Annotated in this window: 1 pseudogene; it reads left to right on the top strand. The window is 62.9% G+C overall.

The features are described from left to right. Positions 1-313 (top strand): annotated as a pseudogene (locus EN804_RS36015) (ribonuclease activity regulator RraA); the annotation flags it as partial.

Here is a 313-nt window from a genome sequence, read left to right as displayed (position 1 = left end):
AAACTGATGACGATTTCTGTCGCCACGCTAGCGACAGCGCTTTACAAGCGCGGCCTGCGAAACCAGGTCATTCAGGGCGTTCGCCCGCTGGGCTACAAGGGCAAGAACATGGTGGGCCCGGCCTTTACCCTGCGCTACATGCCGGCCCGCGAGGATCGCAACCAGCTCGTAGAATTCCGCAATCCCGCCCATCCGCAGCGTGTTGCCATAGAAACCTGCCCGCCGGGCCACGTGCTTGTCATGGACAGCCGCAAGGACGCCTCTGCCGCCTCGGCCGGCGATATTCTGGTGACGCGTCTGATGGTTCGCGGTG

This window comes from Mesorhizobium sp. M8A.F.Ca.ET.161.01.1.1, assembly GCF_004792105.1.
In the GTDB taxonomy this organism is placed as follows: Bacteria; Pseudomonadota; Alphaproteobacteria; order Rhizobiales; family Rhizobiaceae; genus Mesorhizobium.
Note: the sequence above shows the minus strand (reverse complement) of the source record. Positions and strands in the feature narration are given on the sequence as shown.